The organism is Pseudomonas sp. SG20052 (genome assembly GCF_031766055.1).
In the GTDB taxonomy this organism is placed as follows: Bacteria; Pseudomonadota; Gammaproteobacteria; order Pseudomonadales; family Pseudomonadaceae; genus Aquipseudomonas; species Aquipseudomonas mandelii.
The window spans coordinates 3,053,354-3,073,240 of the sequence record NZ_CP134498.1; the positions used below are offsets into that span (position 1 = coordinate 3,053,354).

At 60.7% G+C, this 19,887-nt stretch carries 16 protein-coding genes and 1 pseudogene; 1 reads left to right on the plus strand and 16 read right to left on the minus strand.

Annotation, left to right across the window (positions count from 1 at the left end):
• Window positions 1-58: 58 nt before the first annotated feature.
• The 7 genes from RHP74_RS13920 to argH form a co-directional block, all read right to left on the minus strand.
• A complete protein-coding gene (locus RHP74_RS13920) occupies window positions 59-1,438 on the minus strand; it encodes an MmgE/PrpD family protein (RefSeq protein ID WP_311099997.1) in 1,380 nt (459 codons plus the stop codon).
• The gene (locus RHP74_RS13925; protein ID WP_311099999.1) at window positions 1,435-2,322 is read right to left on the minus strand and encodes a polysaccharide deacetylase; all 888 of its coding nucleotides are present in this window, start codon (window positions 2,320-2,322) and stop codon (window positions 1,435-1,437) included. The genes RHP74_RS13920 and RHP74_RS13925 overlap by 4 nt, the downstream gene beginning before the upstream one ends.
• The gene (locus tag RHP74_RS13930; protein WP_311100001.1) at window positions 2,315-3,163 is read right to left on the minus strand and encodes a polysaccharide deacetylase; all 849 of its coding nucleotides are present in this window, start codon (window positions 3,161-3,163) and stop codon (window positions 2,315-2,317) included. Before RHP74_RS13930 ends, RHP74_RS13925 begins: the two co-directional genes overlap by 8 nt.
• A gap of 140 nt (window positions 3,164-3,303) precedes the next feature.
• Entirely contained in the window at window positions 3,304-4,128 is an 825-nt protein-coding gene (locus tag RHP74_RS13935; RefSeq protein WP_042932091.1) for an ABC transporter substrate-binding protein, read from the minus strand.
• A gap of 39 nt (window positions 4,129-4,167) precedes the next feature.
• A complete protein-coding gene (locus RHP74_RS13940) occupies window positions 4,168-4,932 on the minus strand; it encodes an amino acid ABC transporter ATP-binding protein (protein WP_010460050.1) in 765 nt (254 codons plus the stop codon).
• A 10-nt stretch (window positions 4,933-4,942) separates the two neighbouring features.
• Window positions 4,943-5,821 carry an amino acid ABC transporter permease gene (locus tag RHP74_RS13945; RefSeq protein WP_010460052.1) on the minus strand — a complete coding sequence of 293 codons (879 nt, stop codon included), beginning with the start codon at window positions 5,819-5,821 and terminating at the stop codon, window positions 4,943-4,945.
• A gap of 153 nt (window positions 5,822-5,974) precedes the next feature.
• Window positions 5,975-7,402 (minus strand): argininosuccinate lyase, encoded by a 1,428-nt coding sequence (gene argH, locus RHP74_RS13950; protein ID WP_311100005.1) that lies wholly within the window; start codon window positions 7,400-7,402, stop codon window positions 5,975-5,977.
• A 359-nt stretch (window positions 7,403-7,761) separates the two neighbouring features.
• On the opposite strand from argH, the gene RHP74_RS13955 reads away from it, so the two are divergent.
• A complete protein-coding gene (locus tag RHP74_RS13955; protein WP_083376808.1) occupies window positions 7,762-8,727 on the plus strand; it encodes a LysR family transcriptional regulator in 966 nt (321 codons plus the stop codon).
• A gap of 382 nt (window positions 8,728-9,109) precedes the next feature.
• Here RHP74_RS13955 and RHP74_RS13960 read toward each other — a convergent pair whose 3' ends face one another.
• From RHP74_RS13960 to arnB, 9 genes and pseudogenes are all read right to left on the minus strand, one after another.
• Window positions 9,110-10,723: an ArnT family glycosyltransferase gene (locus RHP74_RS13960; RefSeq protein WP_409201934.1), complete on the minus strand. Its 1,614-nt coding sequence runs from the start codon at window positions 10,721-10,723 to the stop codon at window positions 9,110-9,112.
• Window positions 10,721-12,102 (minus strand): annotated as a pseudogene (locus RHP74_RS13965) (UDP-glucose dehydrogenase family protein); the annotation flags it as partial. The gene RHP74_RS13960 and the pseudogene RHP74_RS13965, both read right to left, overlap by 3 nt.
• Window positions 12,099-12,500 carry a 4-amino-4-deoxy-L-arabinose-phosphoundecaprenol flippase subunit ArnF gene (gene arnF / locus RHP74_RS13970; RefSeq protein ID WP_311100008.1) on the minus strand — a complete coding sequence of 134 codons (402 nt, stop codon included), beginning with the start codon at window positions 12,498-12,500 and terminating at the stop codon, window positions 12,099-12,101. The pseudogene RHP74_RS13965 and the gene arnF, both read right to left, overlap by 4 nt.
• Window positions 12,497-12,841, minus strand: coding sequence for a 4-amino-4-deoxy-L-arabinose-phosphoundecaprenol flippase subunit ArnE (gene arnE / locus RHP74_RS13975; protein WP_010460060.1), 345 nt, complete (start codon window positions 12,839-12,841; stop codon window positions 12,497-12,499). Before arnE ends, arnF begins: the two co-directional genes overlap by 4 nt.
• Entirely contained in the window at window positions 12,838-14,487 is a 1,650-nt protein-coding gene (arnT, locus tag RHP74_RS13980; RefSeq protein ID WP_311100010.1) for a lipid IV(A) 4-amino-4-deoxy-L-arabinosyltransferase, read from the minus strand. The genes arnE and arnT overlap by 4 nt, the downstream gene beginning before the upstream one ends.
• Window positions 14,484-15,368, minus strand: coding sequence for a 4-deoxy-4-formamido-L-arabinose-phosphoundecaprenol deformylase (gene arnD / locus RHP74_RS13985; RefSeq protein WP_010460063.1), 885 nt, complete (start codon window positions 15,366-15,368; stop codon window positions 14,484-14,486). The genes arnT and arnD overlap by 4 nt, the downstream gene beginning before the upstream one ends.
• On the minus strand, window positions 15,368-17,374 hold the full coding sequence (gene arnA, locus RHP74_RS13990; protein ID WP_311100012.1) for a bifunctional UDP-4-amino-4-deoxy-L-arabinose formyltransferase/UDP-glucuronic acid oxidase ArnA: 2,007 nt from the start codon (window positions 17,372-17,374) through the stop codon (window positions 15,368-15,370). The genes arnD and arnA overlap by 1 nt, the downstream gene beginning before the upstream one ends.
• On the minus strand, window positions 17,371-18,390 hold the full coding sequence (gene arnC / locus RHP74_RS13995; RefSeq protein ID WP_083376803.1) for an undecaprenyl-phosphate 4-deoxy-4-formamido-L-arabinose transferase: 1,020 nt from the start codon (window positions 18,388-18,390) through the stop codon (window positions 17,371-17,373). Before arnC ends, arnA begins: the two co-directional genes overlap by 4 nt.
• A complete protein-coding gene (arnB, locus tag RHP74_RS14000; RefSeq protein WP_311100015.1) occupies window positions 18,387-19,535 on the minus strand; it encodes a UDP-4-amino-4-deoxy-L-arabinose aminotransferase in 1,149 nt (382 codons plus the stop codon). The genes arnC and arnB overlap by 4 nt, the downstream gene beginning before the upstream one ends.
• Between the last annotated feature and the right edge of the window lie 352 nt (window positions 19,536-19,887).

A 19,887-nucleotide genomic window follows, 5' to 3' on the forward strand; every position in this document is an offset into this window, starting at 1 on the left:
CGCGTCGCCTTCATTCGCGGGCAAGCCTCGCTCCTACAGGTTGTTGGTGTCCGCATGATCAACGCAGGACCTGTAGGAGCGAGGCTTGCCCGCGAAGAGGCCCGCACAGGCAAAACACCGATTCAAGTGTGTCCAACCGCCACAATTGCTCAAGCAATTCCTCAGCCTGCTCCTGGGCCATCACCCGCCCGGCCAAGCTGAAAAACTTCTCCTCCAATGCCGCATCACTCAACGGATTCCCCGGCGCGCCCAATGGCGGGTCGACACAAAGATTTGCCTGCCGACCGTCCACCGTCCGCACGCAGATGACGGGCTCGCCATCCTCTGACAGTTGCGGATCCACTTCAAGACGAATGCGCGCCATCCAGTGAGCAATCCGAGGGTCGCCCCGTTGCGCCTCGTCATAGGCTTCCAGCCGGCAATGACCATGAACCAGCCGGGCGGCGAGGGCATAGGGCAAACTCATCTGTGCCGCCGCGAGCGTGCTGACATCCTGTCCACCGCACATGTCCTGAAGAAACCCGCACAACGAGACGTCGATGTCTTCAATCTGATCGGCGCCGACCTGCAGTTGATCCATTAACAACCCCAACGCATCGATTGCCGAATGAGTCCCCCGGCACGCGGCGTAGGGCTTGATCGAGCAGCGGGCGAGTTTCCACACGACGCCCAGATCCGCATCGAGCGCGGTCGGGTCTGAGGCCACGCCGGCCAGGGTTCTGAGAAAACCGCCCCAGACATCCTCGAACAACTTTTTCGGTCCGCTGATGCCTTGTTGAGCAAACCGCGCTGCCAGCAATCCACCTTCGGCCGCTCGACCGCTGTGCAGCTTTTTACTCTGCGAGCCGTCGTGGATGAAGGCCCACAGCCCACCGCTGAAACTTCCAGCGATGCCCAGTGCCGACACGGTTTGCGCGGTGTCCAGTCCAAGGATCCGCGCGCTCGCCGCTGCGGCGCCGAAGACCCCGCAGGTCGCGGTCGAATGCCAGCCCGCGCCGTTGTGCGCCGAATAGCCGCCGCAGGCTTCGAGCACGCGACGGCTGACGTCGTAGCCAATCACCACGGCGGTAATCAACTCGCGGCCGTTGACCGGTTCGGTCTGCATCGACACCGCAGCCATCACCGCCGGCAGCACCACCGCGCCGGAGTGGTCGCAGCCCCCGGTGTCGTCCAGTTCCAGGGCATGGGCGGCGATGCCATTGAGGATCGCGGCCTGAGCGGCGCCCATGCGCAGATCAGTGCCCCAGACCAGGGTGTCACCGGCTTCACTTGCGAATACCTGACGCGCCTGTTTCGCCACTTCGCTGTCAGCCCCGGCCAATGTCACGCCGAAGGTGTCGAGGATGTGTCGTTTGGCTTGCGCCACCAGGGCCGGTGGCAAATCTTCAAAGCGCGTGTCGACGCAAAACTGCGCGAGTCGCTGCATGCGTTCAGTCATACGAGGTAATCCCGGTAATGCCGCTCATACACCGATGCCGGATGATCCTCGGTCACGGGGACTGCCGGATCGGCCCACCATTGCGCGACCTCGCCGGCCGTGGCGATCCACACGTCATCGTGCTGCTGCATGCCCTCAAGCAATTCACGCAACACGCCAATTCGCCCCGGCGTGGCAATGATTTCCGGGTGCAGGCGCAGCACGTAACACAGGCCAAATCGGCGAAACCCGGCGAAGTCCATTTGCAGGTTGCCCAGGGTGTGGCTGTAAGAGGCGATTCGCGATTGTGCCGGCGGCACCGCCGGGCTGAGATTGAAGGCGAAATAGGGCTCGTCTTCCAGTTCGTAGTGCAACGGCAGCTCGATCACTTCGGGGGCGGTGGGGTGAGCGAACGGCAAATCATCGCCGCGCCACGACGAAGACCAGCGAATGCCTTGGTTCCTCAGCGCCTCGATGAAGCCCGGCGCACCGTTACCGGCCGGGATTCGAAACCCGCTTGGACGCTGGCCGGTCAGCGCCGCGAGCGCTTCGCAACCCTTGGCAATCTCGGCGCTTTGTCCGGCCAGATCGAGCAGGTCGTAGTTCTGGTGGCGATAGCCGGCGCAGGCGATCTCATGCCCGCCGGCCTGAATTGCCCGAAGGTGTTGCGGGTTTTCCTCGGCAACGATACCCGGGATGCACCAACTGCTTTTTACCCCGAGTTCGGCGAACAAACCGAGCAACCGCTCGACGCCGCGCTGGGTGCCGTAACGCCAGACCGACAGCGTCTTGTCGCGGCCGGCGACTTCAGGCGCCTGGGTCAGGATGCCGTGGATGTCGTTGTAGTCGACGGTCAGGACCACGGCGCAGCGGTAGCCTTTGGGCCAGACGGTGGAATTAGCCATGGTGATGCTCCTTGAGCCACCACTGGGCGACATCGCGGCAGGTGGCAAACCACACGTCGTCGCGCTGACGCATGTGTTCGAAGAGTTTTTCCAGCAGCAGGATGCGCCCCGGCTTGCCGGTGATCTTGGGGTGGAACAGGGTGGTCAGGCACAGCCCTTCATTCATCGCGCCGTCGTACTCGCGGCACCAGTTGTCGAGGGTCAGTGCGTAGCTGGCGGTGCGGTCCAGCCCCGAGGGGAAGTCCGGCGCCCGGGTGTAGGCGAGGGAGGCGTAGTCGTCCATTTCCCAGCGGCCGGGGATTTCCACCAGCGGGGTTTCATGGCCCAGCACTTTCACCAGGTACGGGCGGTCATCGCCGCGCATGCTGCTGGAGTAAGTCACGCCGGCTTCCACCAGCATCGCCGGGGTCTCGGCTCGCCAGTCGCCGGAGGGGGTGCGGAAACCTTCGGCGCGGATGTTCAGGTGTTTCCAGAACACCTCGCGGGATTTGTTCATCACGTCCTTTTGCTGTTCCAGCGCCAGGGCGTAAAAGGATTCGTGTTTGTAGCCGTGGTACGCCACCTCATGCCCGCGCTCGACAATCGCCTGGCACTGTTTCGGCCAGTTTTCCACGACCCAGGCCGGGACGAAAAACGTCGTCGGGATCCGGTATTCGTCGAGCAAATCCAGAATCCGCGGCAAGGCCCGGTAAGGACCATAACCGCCGAAACCGAAGTACTCGGGCTTGCGCCAGATCGAACCGTTGAGCATCGCATCGCCCGTCGGGCCATCGAGGTCGAAGGCCAGGGCGAGGCAGGCTTTGTGCGGGTAGGGCCAGGTGGGTTGGGGGGAGGAGGACATCGTGGCGCTCCATTTTATCTATAAGTAAAACGCAGTTCCTGTAGGCGCGAAGCTTGCTCGCGAAGAGGCCGGTACATTCAGCATCTCTGCTGACTGAAACACCGCCTTCGCGGGCAAGCCTCGCGCCTACAGGGCAAGCATTACTTGCCGGCGTTGATGGTCACGGTCTTGATCGCGCCCAGTTCCAGGTCCCATTTCTTGAGGATCGCCTGATAGCTGCCGTCATCGACCATGCTCTGCAACGCGACCTTCACCGCTTCACTCAACTCAGGCTTTTTCTTGCTCACGCCAAGGCCGGTGAACTGCTGGGAGATTGGCAGGCCCACGGTCTTGTACATGTCCTTTTCCTGGGTCTTGAGATACGGCAGGGTTTCGCTACCCTGCATGGCCGCATCGATACGGCTCTGACGCAATTGCGCGCGGGCATCGGCCGAGCCTTCGGTGCCGACCACCACGATGGCCGGTTTGCCGGCGCCTTCGCAGTGGGCCTTGCTGTATTCAGCAATTTCCGCCGGGAAGGTGGTACGACGGCTGGTGCCGACTTTCTTGCCGCACAGGTCGGTGATCTCGTTGAAGTCCTTGTTCTTCTGCAAGGTGTAGAACTGCGGGCCACTGGTGAAGTAGTCGACAAAGGTCACGCTGGCCTGGCGTTCAGCGGTGTCGGTCATGCCCGACATCACCATGTCCACGCGGTCGGTGGTCAGGGCATTGATCATTTGCTCGAAGCCGGTTTCCTGCCACTTGATCTTCACGCCCAGACGTTCGGCCAGGGCATTGCCCAGGTCAACGTCGAGACCGGTGAGGGTGTTGGTGGCCGGGTCCTTGAAATCCATCGGCGGGTAGTTCGGCATGATCGCCACAACGACCTCGCCTTTTTCCTTGATGCCGGCCGGAAGCTCAGCGGCGAAGGTGAAGCCGCAAGCCATAACGCCTGCGAGTACTGTTGGGATAACTATTTTCTTCATGGTCGTTCTCTTATGAGTGTTGTGAGCGCCAAACGGCGCTTAGGTTCGAACGGCAGAAATGAAGCTTTGGGTGCGCGGGTTTTGCGGACTTATTAGTATTTCTTCGGGGCTTCCAGCCTCCACGATCTGCCCGCCGTCCATGAACACCATGCGGTTGGCAACCTCACGGGCAAAGCCCAGTTCATGGGTGACGACGATCATGGTCATGCCGGTTTGCGCGAGGTCACGCATCACCGACAGCACCTCACCGACCAGTTCCGGGTCGAGTGCCGAAGTGGGTTCATCGAACAGCATCAGCTTGGGACGCATGGCCAGGGCACGGGCAATGGCGACGCGTTGCTGCTGACCACCCGAGAGTTCGATCGGGTAGCTGTTACGCTTGTCGGCCAGGCCGACGCGAGCGAGCAATTCCACGGCTTCTTCGTGCGCCTCTTTGGGCGAACGCTTGAGCACCTGGCACGGCCCTTCGATGATGTTTTGCAGCACAGTCATGTGCGGGAACAGGTTGAAACGCTGGAACACCATGCCGGTGGACAGGCGTTGACGGGCGATCTGCGACTCATTGAGCTCGTGCAGTTTGTTGCCGACGACCCGGTAACCCACCAGTTCGCCGTCGACCCACAGGCCGCCCTTGTCGATCTTTTCCAGCTGGTTGACGCAACGCAGCAAGGTACTTTTGCCGGAGCCGGACGGGCCAATGATGCACAGCACTTCGCCTTGCTCGACTTCGATATTGACGTCCTTGAGCGCGTGGAACTGGTCGTAATATTTGTTCAGGCTCACGGCCTTGACGATGCTTCTCATGTGGGGCTCCTCAAGAACGCTTGCCGGCGCCGCGAGCGAAACGACGCTCCAGACGGCTTTGACCGAAGGACAGTACGGTGACGGTGGCCAGGTACCAGATACCGGCGACGATCAGCAGCTCCATTACGCGGGCGTTGGCGTAGTAGATGTTCTGGGCGTTGTAGAGCAGCTCCGAGTACTGGATTACGCTCGCCAGGGAGGTCATTTTCACCATGCCGATGAACTCGTTGCCCACCGGCGGAATGATCACCCGCATGGCTTGCGGCAGGATGATCCGGCGCAGGGCTTGCAGGCGCGGCATGCCGATCGACTTGGCGGCTTCGTACTGCCCGGTGTCCACCGACAGCAAGCCGGCACGCACCACTTCAGCGGTGTAGGCGCCCTGGTTGATGCTCAAGCCGAGCAGGGCGGCCACGAACGGGGTCATCAGAGTCACGGTGTCCATCTCGAACACGCCGGGAATGCCGATGGTGGGAAAGATCAGCGCCAGGTTGAACCACAACAGCAGTTGCAGGATCAGCGGCGTACCGCGAAACAGCCAGGTGTAGGTCACCGCCACATAACGCAGGATCGGATTGGCCGACATGCGCATGATCGCCGTGATCACCCCGAAGACGATGCCCAGGGCCATCGCCAGCACCGCCATGACGATGGTGTTGAGCAAACCCCACATGATCGCTTGCGAGGTAAGGAACTGGCCGATGTACGACCATTCGATCTTGCCTTCGGCGAAGGCGCGTACCAGCCCGAGGATCGCAATGACGATGACGGTGGCGAAGAAAATCCGCCCGTAATAACGCCGGGGCACGTGGTGGTATTGGGTAATGTCGAACTGGTTTTCCGCCAGTTTTCGCTCCCGCTGGAGTCGTTCTGCCTGAGTCTGGCTCATGTTGTTTCTCCGTACACTGTTCTTTCAGATCAACCAAAATCCCCTGTAGGAGCGAAGCTTGCTCGCGAAAGCGGTGTGACATTCAACATTGAGGTCGACTGACATGACCTCTTCGCGAGCAAGCTTCGCTCCTACGGATTTTTGCGTGCTGCTTCAGAGGCGGAAACCCTCATAGTTCTCGGTCCATTGCTGCTGCGCCGCGAGGGCGGTTTTCAGACGGCCGATCTGCTCGCGCACCTGTTGCGGCGCCGTGCCACCCCAGCCACTGCGGGCGGCGATGGCAGCTTCGAGGGTCAGACTCTCGCGCACTTCCGCGGTCAGGCGTGGATCAATCTCGGCCAGCAGCGCCGGCGATGCTTCCCACAATTCAATGTCGTGTTTCTCACAGGCCTGGACCAGCGCGCCGGTGATTTCATGCGCTTCCTTGAACGGTACGCCGCGCATGGCCAGCCAGTCGGCGACTTCGGTGGCCAGGGTGAAACCGAGCGGTGCCTGGCGACGCAGTTCTTCGACGTTGACCTTCATGGTTGCGACCATCCCGGCCATGGCCGGCAACACCAGCAGCAGCGTGTCGACGCTGTCGAGCACGCCGTTCTTGTCTTCGCTCAAGTCGCGGTTGTACGACAGCGGCAGGGATTTCAACGTCGATAACAACCCGGTGAGGTTGCCGATCAAGCGGCCAGCCTTGCCCCGTGCCAGTTCGGCAATGTCCGGGTTCTTCTTCTGCGGCATGATCGAACTGCCGGTGGCGTAGGCATCGTCCAGCGCGACCCAGCGAAATTGCCGCGACGACCACAGGCAAAACTCTTCGGCGAGGCGGGAAATGTTGATCCCGAGCATGCTGGCGATAAACAGAAACTCGGCGACGTGATCGCGGCTGGCCACGGCGTCAATGGAGTTTTCGCAGACGCCGCTGTAGCCCATTTCCTTGGCCGACTGCTGCGGCAGGCGCGCGATGGCGGAACCGGCCATGGCCGCCGCGCCGAGTGGCGACAGCGAGGTGCGATTGTCCCAGTCCACCAGACGTTGCACGTCACGCAGCATTGATTGAGCGTGAGCCAGCAAGTGGTGAGCGAAGACGATCGGTTGCGCTTGCTGCAAGTGAGTGAAGCCTGGACAGATGCTCTCGATGTGTTGCTCGGCCTGATCCACAAGCGCTTGCTGCAAGGCCAGCACTTCGACGGCCAGGGTGCGCACGTGATCCCGTAGGAACAGACGCAGGTCGTTGGCGGTCTGGTCGTTACGGGACCGCCCGGCGCGCAGTTTGCCACCGAGGGCGCCGAGGCGTTCGGTCAGCAGGCGTTCGATAAAGGTGTGGACGTCTTCGTCGTCCAGAGTCGGCGCGATGCTGCCGGCACGGAAGTCATCACCGATGCGCGTCAGAGCGTCGAGCATGGTCAGGGTTTCCTGCTCGCTCAACAGCCCGGCGCGCTGCAATTCACGGGCATGCGCCTTGGAACCGGCGAGGTCATACGGGGTAAGGCGAAAGTAGCGTTCGGGGCAACGGGACAAGGCCGCCAGGGCTTCGGATGGGCCGCTTTTGAAGCGCGCACCCCAGAGACGGTCGGTGGTTTGAGACATTGTTGTTTTCCTCGTCGTAGCCGGAAGTTAGTCATTAGTTTGGTGTGATGCCGAAGAGCTTCGCGGGCAAGCCTCGCTCCTACAGATCGGTATGCCGGACCTGGAACCCGTGCCGGGATCGTTAAAAAATCAACCGGGCGTGGTCAGGCCAAAGCAGTTTCAATAGGGGCAGTTATATCGTTGCGAGAGCTGATCGAAGTGTCAGCTTTTAATAGTTCGAAATCAGTGAGTTGGCACTGAAGTACGGGGATTATTAGCGGTTGCCAAGCCTGGTTTTCTGTGTTCATTATTATTTACCAGCACTATTTTTGTTGTTGGACACAGAGTGTTGAATAGGGCGCCAGAGGTAAATAAGCATTATGGAAACCCCACTTTCCAATTCCGGAAACCCGCCACCGAAAACGTCGCATCGGGCGCCGCTGGCCCTCAGTGGCCTGGATTTCAAACTGCTAAAAGTGTTCAAGGCCGTGGTCGAGGCCGGAGGCTTCAGTGCCGCCCAGAACGAGCTGAATGTGGGGCTGGCAGCCATCAGCAAACAGATTTCCGACCTTGAAATCCGCATCGGCATGCGCCTGTGCACCCGAGGCCGGGAAGGCTTTCACCTGACCGAAGAAGGCAGTCTGGTGTACCAGGCATCCATCGACTTGTTTGCCTCGGTCGACAACTTTCGTGATCGGCTTAGTTCGGCGCAGAATGAACTTGTCGGTGACCTTGGGGTGGGTGTTATTGACAATACAATCTCCGACGATAATTCACCGTTAGTGGCCGCGCTTAGAAGAATCAATGAAGAGTCACCTAAAGTAAGGTTCCAACTTCAGTCATCGCAACTGGATGAAGTCGAAAGAGGCGTCGTAGAGGGGCGGTTAGTGGCGGGCATCGTTCCTGTTTATCAGAAGCGTGAAGAGTTCGATTACTACGCGCTGTATGAAGAGCGCTCGGAGGTTTACTGCGCGCTCGGTCATCCGCTGTTCTCGATGCCGGACGCCGAAATCGGCAGCCACGTGCTCAAGGATTACGAGTTCATCAACCACCGCTACGCGATTCATCGCGACAAACTCAATTTCGTCCACTACGACAGTTTTTCAGCCTCGGCAACTCAGGTGGAAGCCGTGGCATTGCTGATCAAGACCGGGCGTTTCCTGGGCTTTTTGCCGCAGCATTACGCCGCATCGATGGCGGCTCAGGGACAATTTCGCGCGGTGCGCCCGGACCTGATCAGCATCGTCACGCCGTTCAATCTGATCCTGCGCCACAACACCGTGCGCAGCCCGCTGGTCAAGGCGTTTGCGCAGGCATTGGGTGTGGATCTGAAGGCACCGGTTTGAAAGTCAGACACATCTGATACGCAAGACAGGGATTATTTCAGGCTGCGCATCGTCATCTGTTTTGATCAATCTGATTTGTTTTTTACAGTACCTTCTCAAGTTTTTTTGGGAAGGCGATCAAAAGATAAATTGATAAGCCGATATAACAAGTCCCGCCCCTCATTCTGAGAATAATAGAATCAATATCTGCAAAGTCAGTAATCACGGAAAAAATAATCATGGTGTGGAAGCCAGCGCAAGAAATGATCAATAACTTGCGAAAAATATTCTTCTTTTAAACTTGGCGGTGGCCAGCCGCCGAACGCTCGATGGCGGGGAGGGCGACGTCGGTGGAGTGGGCACGGCGGGCGATGACATTGATCCGTGCACCTTAGCAGCAGCCTCACGGGCTCGGCATCTGCGAAGGCAGGTTGAGGTGCAGCAACACGTAATCATCTTTGTCGAATCGGCCGCTTAACACCGGCGGCACGGCTGCGAACGGCGTGCCTTGCAAGGCCCGATAGTCACGCGCGTCCATCATCAACCACGCCGGCAGTTGAAGCTGTTCCAGCTCCTGAATCGACTCGGTGAACACCGGTTGCAAGTCCTCGTCGATATTGACCATGAACTTGATCGCCTTCGCGTCTTTACCCATGCCATGCAATACCAGCGGCGCCGGATCGTTTTGCACGAGCGCAAAGGCCGCGCGGCTGAACGTCTGGGTGTCGTAGAGCCGGCGTTCGACCGGTTCGAACACCAGAATGTAGACCGACCACAACGCCAGAACCGCGCAAAACGCCAAGGTCTGTGCCCGCCATTGGGGCCTGAAAAGCGTGGCCAGTGCGATCACTTGCAGCGCGGCGAGGATGATCAGCATCGAAGTGATCGAGGTCAGTTGCTCGGGAAACCGTCGATGGGCGTACAGCAACACGCCGATCAATACGCAGGGCGTCAACAACCACACTCCTTGCATCAAACCGCGCAACCAAACGAAAACCCGCCCCCGCGCGACCTGGAACGGGTACGCGGCAATGATCGCGGCCATGGGCAACATCGGCAGCAGGTAGCGGGCCTTTTTTGCTTGGGGAATCGACAGTCCGACCATCACAATCAACGCCGCCGCCGTGCAGTACTGTAACAGGCGCAGCGCCGGACCTGACTGGCGCTGATGGGGCAGCCAGACCGCCGCCAACACCAGCAGCGCCAACGGATACGCCAGCGCATAGTTGCCCAGCGATCCGGTGAAGTAATACAGCGAACCGCTCACGCCTTCACTGCCGTCCATTCGCCCCAGAAACTGCATGCGCACGACATCCTGCATGAACAGGGGACCGCCACGGCTTTCGGCCAGCCATAACAACATGCCGACGCTTGCGGCCAGCAGTACCGCCGCCGTCAGGCCGAAGCCGAACAGCCGCTGCCATTGGCGATTGAGCAGCCAATAACTGCACAGCATGCCAGTCGGGACCACCAGCCCGATCGGGCCACGAACCGCAAAGCCCAGAAGCAACAGGGCAAAAATCAGCAGCCAGCGCCGGGGTGCCGAAAAGTGGTCCGCGGCATAACCCAGATAGAACACTGCAAAGGCGAGCGCCGCGAGCATCAGGTCCTGGGACACCGCTCGGACTTCGGTGACGAAGGTGTTGGTCATCAACATCAACGCGATGCTCAGCAGCGCCCAACGTGGGGAGTAGGGCGCCAGCAAGCGGTACATCAGCGTAACGATTACCGCCCCGGCAATCGCGCTTGGTAACCAGGCACTGAGGCTGTTGACCTGTCCGAAGGGCAATGACAGGACCCAGATGAACAGGGTCGAAAGCGCCGAGTAATCGGCGTAGGGCTGGCCATAGGTGGTCGGAAAAACCGTCGGCCCATGGCGCAGCATTTCCTCGGCAAACAGCACAAAACGCGAATCGAAACCGATGGCGGCCTGCTGATAAACCCCGGCGCTGAACAGCCCCAGCGCCAGCAGCCCCAGCCACAAGGACTGCCGGCGTATGGGCGCCGATACGGCGATCAAGCGACGACCTGATTCGCGGGCCACTGCTGGAACGGAATCGGCAATTTGCGTGATTCCCCACGGCCTATCGGGAAGTACAGAAAACCGCTACGTGCCAGGCGTTCGGCGTCGTACAAATTGCGTCCGTCGAAGATCACCGGCGCCTTCAACCGTTGCTGGATCAGGTTGAAATCCGGGGCCTTGAACTGCTGCCACTCGGTGCAAATGATCAGCGCATCGGCACCGGCCAATACCGATTCCGGTGTGCCCATCAGCATCAACTTCGACTCCTCGGGATACAGGTGCTGGGTTTCCTGCATGGCTTCCGGGTCGAATGCGCGCACGCTGGCGCCGGCGGCCCACAGCGATTCCAGCAGCACCCGGCTCGGCGCATCACGCATGTCATCGGTGTTGGGTTTGAAGGCCAGGCCCCACACGGCGAAGGTCTTGCCGCGCAAGTCACCCTTGTAGAACGCGTTGATGCGCTCGAACAGCTTGTGCTTCTGCCGCTGATTGATCGCTTCCACTGCCTGCAACAGGTCGCTGGAGCAGTGCGCCTCTTCGGCGCTGTGAATCAGCGCGCGCATGTCTTTGGGGAAACACGAGCCGCCATACCCGCAGCCGGGGTAGATGAAGTGGTAACCGATGCGCGAGTCGGCGCCGATGCCCAGGCGCACCGATTCGATGTCCGCACCCAGATGCTCGGCCAGTTCGGCGATCTGGTTGATGAAGCTGATCTTGGTGGCCAGCATGCAGTTGGCGGCGTACTTGGTCAGCTCGGCGCTGCGCAGGTCCATGAACATGATGCGGTCGTGGTTGCGATTGAACGGCGCGTAAAGGTCGCGCATCACGTCGCGCACGTCATCGCTGTCGCAGCCGATGACGATCCGGTCCGGGCGCCGGCAGTCCGCCACGGCCGAACCTTCCTTCAGAAATTCGGGGTTGGAGACGATATCGAACTGCAGCAAGCGGCCGACCTTGATCAGGCACTTGTCGATATGCGCACGCAAGGTGTCGCCCGTGCCCACCGGTACCGTGGATTTCTCCACCAGAATCACCGGCTGCTCACGATGCCGTGCAACCGCTTCGCCCACCGACAACACGTAGCGCAGGTCCGCCGAGCCATCGTCCCGGGACGGTGTACCGACCGCGATAAACAGCACCTGACCATGCTGCACCGCGAGTTTTTCATCGGTGGTGAATTGCAGGCGTTTGGCTTCCAGGCTTTCGCGCACCAGGCTGGCCAGCCCCGGTTCGAAAATGCTCACGTGGCCTTGTTGCAGCAATTCGACTTTCTTCTCGTCAATGTCCATGCAGACCACGTCGTGGCCGACTTCCGCCAGGACGGCGGCTTGCACCAGGCCAACGTAACCGCTACCAAATACACTGATTTTCATGAGGCACTCCTGCGTTCGGGCGCGCGAGCCGGACGTGAGTTGATGGTGATGACTCCGAGCATGACCAGGGCCACGCCGAGGGTTTTTGTAACGCTGAACGCTTCGTTGAACACCGGCAGGCTGGCGGCCAGCAGATACACCAGCGCGTAGCTGATGCTCAGCAGCGAATAGGCCCGGCCCAGCGGCACATCCCGCAGGGCGGCGAGCCAGGACAGCATTGAAACTCCGTAGGCCAGAATCGCCCCCAGCACCACGGCGACCGCCACTGGATCGATGCTGGAAGTCAGTAGATGTTCGGGGGACGGCAGGCGCGTCATGCTCCAGCGCATGCCCAACTGCGCCGCGCTGCCGAGCAGCACGCTGCCCATGGCGAAGCTGATTCCGCGACGCAGGCTCATGCGTGTTGCCCCAGCAGAATCACACCGCCGATCACCAGCGCCACGCCCAGCCAGTGCCGGCGGTCGATGGGCTCGTGGAAGACAAACCGGGCGATCAGGGTAATCAGCACGAAATTCAGGCTGAGCATTGGGTAGGCAATGCCGACTTCAAGGCGCTGCAACACCAGCAGCCAGACCAGCAAACCCAACCCCAGCGCAGCGAGTGCCAGCCACAACCACGGCGAGCGCAGTTTCTCGCCCCAGGCTGACGGCTTCGCCCGCCAACTGTCGACGGCGTACTTCTGGGCGATCTGGCCCAGGCAGGTCAGCAGGCACGCGGCCAACAGCAGGAGCAGGCTCATGACGCACCCTGAGGAAAGATCAGAATCACCAGATTGCCTTGTTCATAGCGCTTGCCATCCTTGGGCAGCCGTTCGATTTCTTGCAGCTCGTCCTCACCCTTGACCCGCATCACCACGCCGACCGAGCCGCTCTGACGGGCGTTGCGCATCCACTGCTGAACCTGATCGGGATCGACGCGCTGCTGCACCGAGTCAGGATAAGCAAGGCCATATTTCAGTTCGCCTATCGTGTTGTACAACGCCACGTCCGGGCGCTTCAGACGCCAGGCCAGGGCAGCCGCGGCGCCGAGATCGTTGCTCAACAGTTTCCCGGTCTGCGCCAGTTCATCGGCGTGATGGCGGATGAACTGGTCGGGCATCTTGTTGGCCACCACCGAGTCGGGCAGCCCGGCGGGCAGCAGACCGATCAGCAGCAGGCTGCCGAAGGCCGGTGCGGCCCAGCATTGCAGGGGTCTGAAAGCTTGCAGCAGGTTGGCCATGATCCAGCCGATCAGGCCGATGAACACCAGCACCAGGTTGTGCAGTTCATGGTTATACAGCGGCTTTTTCAGTTGCAGGTAAACCAGTGCGAGCAGGGCGGTCAGCCCCAGCAGCAAGTTCAGCAAACCGTTGAGGCCCAGCACCCGGCCTTGCTCCAGCTTGAGTCGGTCGGCCAGGGTATGCCCCAACAGCAAGGCCAATGGCAGCAGGCAGGGTAAGATGTAGCTCGGCAATTTGCCGTTGCTCAGGCTGAAAAATAGCAGCGGCATCACCAGCCACAGCAGCAGAAAACCGATGCGGACCTGGCCACGGGTTGTCCATGCTTGCCGCAACGCCGACGGCAGCAACGCCACCCACGGCAAACTGAACGCCACCAGCAACGGCAAATAGAACCACCACGGCGCGTCATGCTGGGCGTCGTCACCGGCAAAGCGACGTATGTGTTCGTGCCAGAAGAAAAATCGCCAGTAATCGGGTTGCTGCGAGTGAATCGCCAGCGCCCACGGCAGACTGACCGCAATAGCCACGATGATCGCCACGGGGCCGTAGACCAGCAGCTCACGCCAGCGTTTTTGCCAGATCATGAAGGGCAGGGCGATCAGCACCGGCAGTAACCAGGCGAGAAAGCCCTTGGTCATGAATCCCATGCCGCAGGCCAGCCCCAGCACCGCCCAACCCATCAGGCGCGGACCCCGGCGGTCGCTGTCGAGCGCGAACCATAACGCGACCAGGCTCAGATTGACCCAGAAGGTGAATTGCGGGTCGAGATTGGCGTAGCCGGCCTGGCCCGCGACCACGGTGAAACTCATGTACAGCAACGCACAGGCAAAGCTTTTGCGCGGTTCGTTCCACAAACGACGGGCGATCAGAAAACACAACAACACACTCAGGCCCATGCTCAGCGCCGAGGCAAAGCGCACTCCAAACAGGTTCTGGCCAAACAAGGCCTGGCTGGCCGCAATCACCCAGTACCCGGCTGCCGGCTTTTCGAAATAGCGCAGGCCCATGAAATGCGGCGATACCCAGTCGCCGCTCAGGAGCATGCCTTGGCTGATCTGCGCATAGCGGGTTTCATCGGGAATCCATAAGCCGTGGCTGCCCAACGGCAACAGATACGCCAACAGAAAAACCCCCAACAGCAGCGGCAGTCCCCAGCGTTTGCTCATGCGCCTTGCACTCCCAGCCAGCCTTCCCGGCCTTCGAGATGGCCGCGCACGACCCGGCCCGCTGGCAAGGCGCCCGGGGCTGCGGGAAGCAGGTCGCCCAAGGGTTTAAAGCCGATACCACGCTGGCGCGCATCGGCCAGCAGTTGACGGAAATCGTTGGCCATCAGAATCCCTTCTACTTCGGCGTGGATCGTATAAACGTTGAGGTGTTCAGGGGTGAAGCGATCGAGGATGAAGGCGTTGAAGTCCTTGGCCGCAACGGCAGGGCCCACCACTTCATCGAAGGTCGGCAGGTCCACCGGAATCTGCGGCGCCCCCAAGCCACCGCCGGCCAACCTTGGTTGGAACAGGCTCTGGCCGCGGCAATCGCTGTTGTAACGAAAGCCGAAGGCCTGCTTGGCCTCGATCACGCGTTCGTCCGCACGCCAACCGGCCGACGCCGAGCACTCAACGGCTTGCCCGAGGATGTCGCTGAGGGTGTCGACGCCCTGGCGGATCTGTTCGATCAGCTGCGCCTCGCTCCACCGCCCGGCATTGGCCTGCCAGCCATGGTGATCCCAGGCGTGCAGACCGACTTCATGGCCCGCATCCCGGGCCTGACGCATCAAGTGCCCGAGGTCGCGGCCGATCGGTTTGCCCGGCCAGGCCGTGCCGGCCAGCAGAATGTCCCAGCCGTACAGGCCGGCCGCGTTGGAACGGAGCATTTTCCAGAGGAATTGCGGGCGGATCAGGCGCCACAGATGGCGCCCCATATTGTCCGGCCCGACACTGAAGAAAAACGTCGCCTTGACCTGCGCTTCATCGAGGATTTCCAGCAGTCGCGGCACCCCCTCACGGGTGCCCCGGTAAGTGTCGACATCGATTCGAAGGCCTGCCCGCATCAGCATGATTCTTCTTTGGAGTGCTCGGCAATTTCGAGCATGGCCTCGCGCAGGAAGAAATCCAGGGTGTTGCCGATGGTCTCGCTCATCTCCACCGTCGGCGTCCAGTCCAGCAGGCGCTTGGCGTTGGCGATACTCGGTTTGCGGTGGGACACGTCCTGGTAGCCGGTGCCGTAGAACGCCTTGCTTTCCACGTCGCGGAAACCGGCGAACGGCGGGAAGTTGTCGCGCAACGGGTGCGCTTCGAATTGACGCAACAGTTCTTCGCCCAACTGACGAATGCTGGCCTCGTTGTCCGGGTTGCCGATGTTGATGATCTGGCCATTGCAGGCATCGTTCTCGTTGTCGATGATCCGTGCCAGCGCTTCGACGCCGTCGGCAATGTCAGTAAAGCAGCGTTTCTGCTCGCCGCCGTCGAACAGGCGAATCGGCGTGCCTTCCACCAGGTTCAGGATCAGTTGGGTGATGGCCCGGGAGCTGCCGATCCGCGCCGAGTCCAGCCGGTCGAGGCGCGGGCCCATCCAGTTGAAAGGACGGAACAGGGTGAAGTTCAGGCCTTTCTGGCCGTAGGCCCAGATCACCCGGTCGAGCAACTGCTTGGAGATCGAGTAGATCCAGCGTTGCTTGTTGATCGGGCCGACGACGAAGTTGGAGCTGTCTTCGTCGAAGTTCTGGTCCTGGCACATGCCATACACTTCGGAGGTCGACGGGAAGATCACGCGCTTGTTGTATTTGACGCAGTAGCGCACCAGTTTCAGGTTCTCTTCGAAGTCCAGTTCGAACACCCGCAGCGGGTTGCGGGTGTATTCGATTGGCGTGGCTATCGCCACCAGCGGCAGGATCACGTCGCACTTCTTGATGTGGTATTCGATCCACTCGGAGTGAATGCTGATGTCGCCTTCGACGAAGTGAAAACGCGGATGGCTGCGCAAGCGGTCAATGGCATCGGAGCCGATATCGAGGCCGTACACCTCGTATCGGTCATCGCGCAAAAGCCGCTCGGACAGGTGATTGCCGATGAAGCCGTTGACGCCCAGGATCAGCACCCGAGTGCGGCGTGGCGCGCGGCCGGACTCGGCGCCACGCAACACGGAACCGTCGACCAGCCCCAGTTCACTGGCCAGTTGCGGACCGCTCAGGTACAAGCCGTTGTCGTTACGCTGGCCGGAGGTGATGACCAAAGAGTCTTCGCCACAGGCAATGCGCAGCGGATCGACGCTGATGACCCGGCCCGGTGCCTGGCCTGCGTTGCCCTTGGCAACTTCTGCGCTCCAGACGATCAGCTTGTGTTCGCCAACGGCACAGAACGCGCCTGGGTACGGCTGGGTGACGGCGCGGACCAGGTTGAACAGATCTTCGGCGGAGCGCTTCCACACAAGCTTGCCGTCGGCCGGGGTGCGACGTCCGAACACCGTGGCTTTGGATTCATCCTGCGGGGTTTCGCTGACGGTGCCTTGACGCAACGCCGGCAAGGCATCGCGCAGCAGGTCGATGGCGGCCACACGCAATTTGCCGTGCAGGCTCAACGCCGTGTCGCTGCGCTCAATGGCCACCCGTTGCTGGGCGATGATTGCACCGGCGTCGGCGCGCTTGACCATACGGTGAAGGGTCACGCCGGTTTCACTTTCACCGTTGACCAGCACCCAGTTGGCCGGTGCACGACCCCGGTAGCGTGGCAACAACGAACCGTGCAAGTTGAACGCGCCTTTGCGTGCCGTGGCCAACAGCGGTTCGCTCAGCAGCTGGCGGTAGTAGAACGAGAACAGGTAATCGGGTTTCAGCTTGCTGATGCGCTCGATCCACAACGGATGGTTGGCATCTTCCGGGGCATGAACCGGGATGCCCTTGCGCGCACACAGTTGCGCCACGGAGGCGTAAAAGGTGTTTTCCTTCGGATCATCGGCGTGGGTAAACACCGCGGCGATCTCGAAGCCCGCGTCAAGCAGGGTTTCGATGCCGGCACAGCCGATATCGTGATAGGCGAAGACAACAGCTTTTGCGCTCATGAGAGAACCTGATCGGAAGAAGTGTTAGTGAGGCCGTCGACGGTGACAACGGGTGCTGGCGTGGCGGGTTGGCTACGCAGGACTTTCTCGACGAAGAATCGGGGGCGGGCGCGGACGTCGCTGTACATGCGGCCCAGGTATTCGCCCAACAGGCCCATGCCGATGAACTGCCCGCCGGTGAACACAAACAGCACGGCGAACAACACGAATGTGCCGTCGCCGGCCCATTCGGCGCCGAACACCAGGCGCAGGACGATCAACGCCGTGGCGAACAGCAAGCCGAGTCCGGCCATGGCGAAGCCCACGATGCTCAGCAACCGCAGCGGCGTGGTGGTCATGCAGGTGATCAGGTCGAACATCAGGTTGACCAGGCGCATGGGGCTGTATTTGGATTCGCCGTGTTCACGTTCGGCGTGGGTCACCAGGATCTCCGTGGTGTGCCGGGCGAAGCTGTTGGCCAGGATCGGAATGAAGGTGCTGCGTTCGCGGCAGGCGAGCATCGCGTCGACAATGCTGCGGCGGTAGGCGCGCAGCATGCAGCCGTAATCGCTCATGGCCACACCGGTCGAGCGCTGCACGGCCAGGTTGATCAGCTTCGACGGCCAGCGGCGCAGCGCGGAGTCCTGGCGGTTGTTGCGTACCGTGGCAACCACGTCATAGCCCAGCTCGGCCTGCGCCACCAGGCGAGGGATTTCTTCCGGCGGGTTTTGCAGGTCGGCGTCGAGGGTGATCACCACATCGCCTTTGCACTGCTCGAAACCGGCCATGATTGCCGCGTGTTGGCCGTAGTTGCGGTTGAGAATGACCGCCACCACCGGGCTGCACTCTCGATTGGCGGCCTCCTCGAGGATTTGTGCGGAGTTGTCGCGGCTGCCGTCATCGACCAGCACGATTTCATAGTCATGGCGCAACAAACGGCAGGCCGCTTCGGTCCGCCTGAGCAGCTCGGGCAGGCTGTCCTGTTCGTTGTAGACCGGGATGACGATCGACACGCAACGGATCGGATACGGTTTCACAGGCTTTTTTCCAGTGTGTTTTCGATGGCGTCGACGACACGATTGACGTCATCGAGGGTCATGTCGGGGAACAACGGAATCGAGCACAGGCGCTCCGAGTTCCATTCGGTGTTGGGCAGGTGAAGGTCAGGGAAACGCTGGCGGTACCAGGTGTGCAGGTGCGTGGCGATGAAGTGAATGCCAGTGCCGATGTTCTGTTCCTGCAAGGCCCTCATGAAGGCATCGCGATCCAGTCCGCAGCGCTCGGCGTCGATGCGCAGGACGAACAGGTGCCACGCGTGCCGCTGCGGATACGTCGGGATGGCCAGCGGTTGCACTGGTAAACCTTCGAGGCGTTGCAGGTAGGTGCGCGCCAGCTCGGTGCGCTTGGCGTTGATCGCACCCAGACGCTCCAGCTGCACCAGGGCGATGGCGGCATTGATGTCGGCCAGGTTGTATTTGAAACCCGGCTCCATCACTTGTGCCTGAGGTCTGCGACCGTGGGTCAGCCGATCGTAGGCATCAACGCCCAGCCCATGAAACTTGAGCATGCGTACCCGGTTGGCCAGCGCGGTGTCGTCGCTGACGAACATCGCGCCCTCGGCGCAGGTCATGTTCTTGATCGCGTGGAACGAGAAGATCGCCGTGCCTTTCGCGCCGACATGTCGACCTTTATAGAAGGTGCCTGCTGCATGGGCGGCGTCTTCGATGACGGGGATGCCGTGTTTGTCGGCCAATGCGTAAAGTGGATCAAGGTCGAAGGCGGCACCGGCGTAATGCACCGGAATGATTGCCCGGGTGCGCGGCGTGATCGCCGCCTCGATGCTGGCCAGGTCACACATGAGCGTGTCGCGGTCAACGTCGACGAAGACCGGTTTGGCACCCAGCAGGCAGATCATGTTGGCGGTGGACACCCAGGTCTGCGACGGCGTAATGACTTCATCGCCCGGACCAATGCCCAATGCCAGTAACGTGATATGCATACCACCAGTGGCCGAAGAAAGTGCAACGGCATGACGGCAGCCGACATAGTGGGCAAATTGCTCTTCCAGTTGCTGGGTTTTCGGCCCGGTAGTGATCCAGCCGGAGCGCAATACTTGCTCTACGGCTGCGATTTCCTCATCGCCGATAGTCGGGCGGGAGAAGGGGAGAAACGCCTCATTCATAAGAATCTCCGGGCGAACGGCTTCCTTCAGCAAAATCGCCGAAAGAAGCGTGTTTTCAAGGGGTTGACTACCGGAGCAGGAAGCCATCAATTGACTTTCCGGGCCGCGACCGGCAGCGTGACGACCCACAAGGGCTCGTCGGGTTGATTGAAGGTTATGCCCGATTTTGTGAAAGGAACATGAAAAACCGGTCTTCGAATCGTTTATCTGAAAGTCATACAGCCACTGTTCAGACTTCTGCCGTTTATCGCGTTTTTTAGAAGAGAAGTCCTGCGGAAGTGTTCCCCTTTATATGAACAATGTTTCAATCCTTAGTTGTTTTTACTGAATTGTTTCCACTCAAGGCCGTTTC

Excerpts from the sequence above, each read along its gene's own strand:
- arnB (WP_311100015.1), bottom strand. The coding sequence starts at position 19,535 with ATGAATGAGGCGTTTCTCCCCTTCTCCCGCCCGACTATCGGCGATGAG.
- arnA (WP_311100012.1), bottom strand. The coding sequence starts at position 17,374 with ATGAGCGCAAAAGCTGTTGTCTTCGCCTATCACGATATCGGCTGTGCC.
- arnF (WP_311100008.1), bottom strand. The coding sequence starts at position 12,500 with ATGAGCCTGCGTCGCGGAATCAGCTTCGCCATGGGCAGCGTGCTGCTC.
- RHP74_RS13935 (WP_042932091.1), bottom strand. The coding sequence starts at position 4,128 with ATGAAGAAAATAGTTATCCCAACAGTACTCGCAGGCGTTATGGCTTGC.
- argH (WP_311100005.1), bottom strand. The coding sequence starts at position 7,402 with ATGTCTCAAACCACCGACCGTCTCTGGGGTGCGCGCTTCAAAAGCGGC.
- RHP74_RS13920 (WP_311099997.1), bottom strand. The coding sequence starts at position 1,438 with ATGACTGAACGCATGCAGCGACTCGCGCAGTTTTGCGTCGACACGCGC.
- RHP74_RS13940 (WP_010460050.1), bottom strand. The coding sequence starts at position 4,932 with ATGAGAAGCATCGTCAAGGCCGTGAGCCTGAACAAATATTACGACCAG.
- RHP74_RS13925 (WP_311099999.1), bottom strand. The coding sequence starts at position 2,322 with ATGGCTAATTCCACCGTCTGGCCCAAAGGCTACCGCTGCGCCGTGGTC.
- arnT (WP_311100010.1), bottom strand. The coding sequence starts at position 14,487 with ATGAGCAAACGCTGGGGACTGCCGCTGCTGTTGGGGGTTTTTCTGTTG.
- arnE (WP_010460060.1), bottom strand. The coding sequence starts at position 12,841 with ATGAGCCTGCTCCTGCTGTTGGCCGCGTGCCTGCTGACCTGCCTGGGC.
- RHP74_RS13930 (WP_311100001.1), bottom strand. The coding sequence starts at position 3,163 with ATGTCCTCCTCCCCCCAACCCACCTGGCCCTACCCGCACAAAGCCTGC.
- RHP74_RS13955 (WP_083376808.1), top strand. The coding sequence starts at position 7,762 with ATGGAAACCCCACTTTCCAATTCCGGAAACCCGCCACCGAAAACGTCG.
- RHP74_RS13945 (WP_010460052.1), bottom strand. The coding sequence starts at position 5,821 with ATGAGCCAGACTCAGGCAGAACGACTCCAGCGGGAGCGAAAACTGGCG.
- arnD (WP_010460063.1), bottom strand. The coding sequence starts at position 15,368 with ATGCGGGCAGGCCTTCGAATCGATGTCGACACTTACCGGGGCACCCGT.